2 protein-coding genes are annotated in these 4,585 nt (G+C 41.8%); one reads left to right on the top strand and one right to left on the bottom strand.

The genetic code is table 11. The annotated features are described in order from the left end of the window. The first annotated feature begins 65 nt into the window (after positions 1–65). Positions 66–1,310: a tetratricopeptide repeat protein gene (locus tag BKK47_RS11770; protein WP_244149146.1), complete on the top strand. Its 1,245-nt coding sequence runs from the start codon at positions 66–68 to the stop codon at positions 1,308–1,310. Between the two features lie 170 nt (positions 1,311–1,480). On the opposite strand, the gene BKK47_RS11775 is transcribed toward BKK47_RS11770, so the two are convergent. Next, the coding region (locus BKK47_RS11775; protein ID WP_208603983.1) for a YadA family autotransporter adhesin at positions 1,481–4,585 on the bottom strand (3,105 nt) is incomplete at its 5' end.

The following is a 4,585-nucleotide window of genomic DNA, read 5'->3' on the forward strand; positions in this document are numbered from 1 at the left end:
TTATTTACAAAGAAACCATATTAGATCTGCTATAATAGCGACCTACTAAAAACTAATTAATAATAATGATGAATAATTCCTCTAATGAACTCACGCTTAGAGCATTAACAAACACTTATATTAATCTTATTGGTAAAGAAGATTATGATGAAGCCAAAAGATATGCTGAAATGCTTTGTTTGCTCGCTCCCCAAAATATTGAAAATGTACATAAACTCGCTTATATCTATTTAAAACAAGAAAAATGGCAGGACGCTATTGATACCGGCTTAAAAGCTATTTCATTGAATAACCAATATGTGCCGACCCTTGATTTATTAGCCCATGCTTATGGTGCAATATCTGATTGGGAAAATGCAGGACACTACGGTCACCAAGCATTAGTCCTTCGAGATGCCCAAATCCCAACACCAACAGCCCCTATGCCCATAGGTCGCTCAGTAAAAGGCGGCAAAAATCTGATTGCATTTTCACTGTTTGGGAAACGTTCAAAATATATCGAAACGGCGGTATTAAACGTTCAAGTTGCTCACGCACTTTTCCCAAACTGGATTTGCCGTTTCTATATTGATGACTCAGTGCCGGAAAATGCCGTGCAGCGTTTAAAAGAAAATGGTGCGGAAATTATTAAAATTGCCCCTCCTTTAAAAAGCTGGCCGGGAGCGATGTGGCGTTTCCTTGCTATCAATGATCCTGAGGCAGAATACGTTATTTTTCGTGATGCAGACTCCGTCATTTCTCCCCGTGAATCCGTAGCCGTTGCAGAATGGATCAAAAGCGGGCGATCATTTCATACTATGCGGGATTCCGGATCACATACCGCCCTTATTTTAGCCGGAATGTGGGGAGCCAAAGCAAACTCGGTTTCCAATATGGAAGAAAGAATCCAAAATTACATCAATAAGGAGTACGATAGTGCTCATTTTGCAGATCAAGATTTTTTAGCCGATGAATTATGGGGTTATATCCGCCAAGATCTTTGGGCTCATGATCGCCTGTTTAATTTTTGCGATCCAAAACCGTTCCCCGAACTTCCTTTTAATAGCGAATACCAAATCGCTTTTTGTGAAGGAGGTGCCGGTTTTATTGCTAAAACCGAGCATAAAGAAGGAACACAGATCAAATGGATATTATACTCGTCTATCTCACCACTATTAAACACTGATTATTCGTCAATTATCGTCCCGGAATTTAAGGTTTGTAGCTATCAAACCACTGTAAAAAATGGGGAGATTGCAGATAATATCCCACGGCGCTACGCTTATGCTTTCAAAAAAGGATTGGCAAGAATTGAGATTGAAAACATATAAATAATTCCTTCATTTTTAACCGCACTTAGCTATTTCCTTTTTATATCATCTCCCTCCTTAATAGAAAGTGCGGTCAAAATTTCCCTTATTTTTTTACCGATTAGTGATTTTCTTCCAATAAAAAACCCGACCGAAGTCGGGTTTTAAACTTAGTTTAGGTAAAAACTAGATTACCATTGGTAACCAACACCAACAGAGCCGCCTATATCACCTTGGCTGTTAGCATTACCTTGAAGTTTCAAGATAAGTTTACCGTTATCACTTGCACGTGAATAACCTACGGCAAAGGCATTTTCACCTTTGAAAGTACCTGCAGAGGCGGCAACCATTGATTTACCCGGTAGGTAAACTTGTGGAAGCCCCGCTGCTGCGTTAGCACCGGCAATACCGCTTCGAGCTTCTTTGCTCACTTTGTTAATACGGTTGTTAACATCACCAAATGATTGTTTCAATTGAGAAACATTCACGGCATCAGTGTCAGCCGTACCGGCTTTCACGTTTGTGATCTTATTACCATCAACATTGACATCACCACCTTTAATGGTTGTGCCGCCATTTTCATTCAAGGTTACACTTGAGTTACCATTTGAAATACTGTTAATGCCTTTCAGATCTTTAGCAAGTTGAACTTCTAACGTGCCTTGACCGTCTGCTTTCACATTGATATTACCTGAAGCGGATTTAAACGATTTAGATGCTGCTTTATCTACCCCTTCACCTTTCACTGTTACGAGTGAGTTAAGTTTATGGTTGTTAACAGTATCATTATCATTACCGGTAAATTTCAAGCCGTCATCACGTGTTGCGACTTCGTGTTTAGTCCCTTTGTCATCGGTGTAAACGATACGTGTCATACCGTCTTTACCATCTTTGCCATCGGTACCGTCAACGCCAACCGAGCCTTTCTCACCTTTAATCGTTAAGCCGTTTGCACCGTCTTTACCATTTAAGCCGATAGAGCCGTCTTTACCGTTGATCACAACAGCAGAGCCATCTTTACCGTTTACACCGATAGAACCATCAACACCGTCTTTGCCGTCCTTACCTTTTTCACCTAAAGCGATGTTATCAGAAGTGGCATAAACGATCTTCACAGAACCATCGTTATCGATGATTTGCTTAACTTCCATATTTTTACCTGCTTGGAAGTCAACTTTATCACCTGCAGATACTTTCTGAGCTTTACCTGCTTTAGTCGTAAATGAAGATTGGTCTTCTGCTTTACCAGTATCCACAATCCAGCCGGCACTGTTAATTGCATCCGCAACATTTTGTACCGTAGCAACTTTGCTACCTTCACGAGCGTCCGCATCAGCCTGGGTTTCGTTGCCAATAGGTGTACCTTGAACACTTACTTTACCCGCCGGGATAACTACATTACCCGTAGCGTCTTTCACGTCTTGATCACCTGCTTTCGTAATGTTACCGGTGTTTATATCATAAGATACATTAACGATATCTTTACCTGTAACAGGATCAGTGGTAACAGTGATATTTGCTGTCGTACCGGTGCCATTAGTGTAATTCACTTGATCACCCGGGTTTACCACAACATTTGCAACATTCCCATCTTTATCTTTGGCTGTAGTTGTCCAGCCGGTATTGTTGATAGTATTTGCTACATCACCTACTGTTGCCACTTTATTACCTGCATTTGGTGAGTTATCAACTTTACCATCTTTACCAACAACCGCTGTGCCTGTGGAGTTATCCGCAGAGACATCGCCCGTGTTAATAGCTAAGTCAATTGTTGAAACCTTACCATTTGTTTCCGGCTTGATGATTACAGTACCATTTTTGCTAGTGAAGTCCACTGTATCACCATGTGTTACAGCATCTACTGCATCGCCATTTGCTTTTAAGTTCCAACCTGCATTTAATACATCACCCACTGTTGCCGCTTGTTTTTTCTCGTTATCAGACAAATTAACCGGGGCTGTTTGTGTTGCATTGGTTACATTGCCAGTAGCAGTAACAGGTGCTTTAAGGTGCTCATTTAAACCTGAAACCGTACCGTTATTGATAACCGTATCACCAATCGTCACACTACCATTTGGTGTGAGATTCAAATCTTTGTTCATTTGAACTTCTAGTGTATCGCTACCATTGGCTTTCACATTGATGTTACCTGCAGCAGACTTGAAGTTTTCTGAAGTCGTTTTATTAACACCTTCGCCTACCACTTTAACCACAGTATTTAGCTTGTGACGATTTAATGTATCTTCATTGTTACCTGTGAAGATCAAGCCGTCATTAAGCGTTGCCACTTGTTCCGGCTCGCCTTTTGGTGTGCCGTCCGGGTTAGTTGGTTGGTAAACGATACGAGTTGTGCCATCTTTACCCGGTAAACCGTTTTCACCATTTTTACCGTCAACACCTTGGGCACCATCTGCGGCTTTGAAGGTTAAGCCATCTTTGCCATCTTTACCGTTTAGACCAATAGAACCGTCTTTGCCATTTAGCACAACTGCAGAGCCATCTTTACCGTTCACACCTACAGAACCGTCAACGCCGTCTTTACCCGACTGACCGTTTTGACCCGGTTCGCCTTTTTCACCAAAGCTCACTTGGTCTTTGGTTTCAATCGTAATCTTATCGGCATCTTGCGTTACTTTGATATTCTTACCAGCATCAATAGTAACCGTATCACCCGGGCTAACCAACTCTTTAGTTGTACCGGACACTTCACCACCGTTAGACGCGCTGGTGGTTAAGGTAAAGCCTGTTTGGTTAATGGTATTAACAATATCACCTACTGTGGCAACCTTATTACTATTATCCACCAGTGTAGTCGTAACCTGATCTGCCGGTACTTCATTACCTTGTGCATCAACAAACTTATCACCCTCTTTAGTTACTGGGTTACCGTTTTGATCGGTATAAGTTTCTGTGGTTGCATTTGCCGTACCATTCGGGTTAACAGTTGATGAACCTGTATTGACATTAAAGGTAACGTTCGCTGTACCATTATTTTTCGGTTCAACATTAATGCTCACTGTATCGCTATCTTCAAAGCTTACCGTTTCATTATTTTTAATGGTATCAACTTGATCGCCATTACGTGCAATGTTCCAAGAGGCAGTTGCGTCTTTACCGTCTTTACCATCTTTACCGTCAGTCACTGTCGCAGTCGTAGTTGTACCGTTTCCGTCTACGATAGTAATGGTATGCGTACCGTTTGTTGCATCGGTCGTCACATTTGCTTGCGCATCTTTACCTGCCGCACCTGTTGCACCCGTCGCACCGTCTTTACCGTTAGTCACGGTTGCCGTGGT

The sequence above is a fragment of the Rodentibacter mrazii genome, assembly GCF_001998825.1.
In the GTDB taxonomy this organism is placed as follows: Bacteria; Pseudomonadota; Gammaproteobacteria; order Enterobacterales; family Pasteurellaceae; genus Rodentibacter; species Rodentibacter mrazii.

What these genes read in the sequence shown, in the direction of transcription:
- BKK47_RS11770 (WP_244149146.1), top strand. Translation starts at nt 66, where the DNA reads ATGATGAATAATTCCTCTAATGAACTCACGCTTAGAGCATTAACAAAC.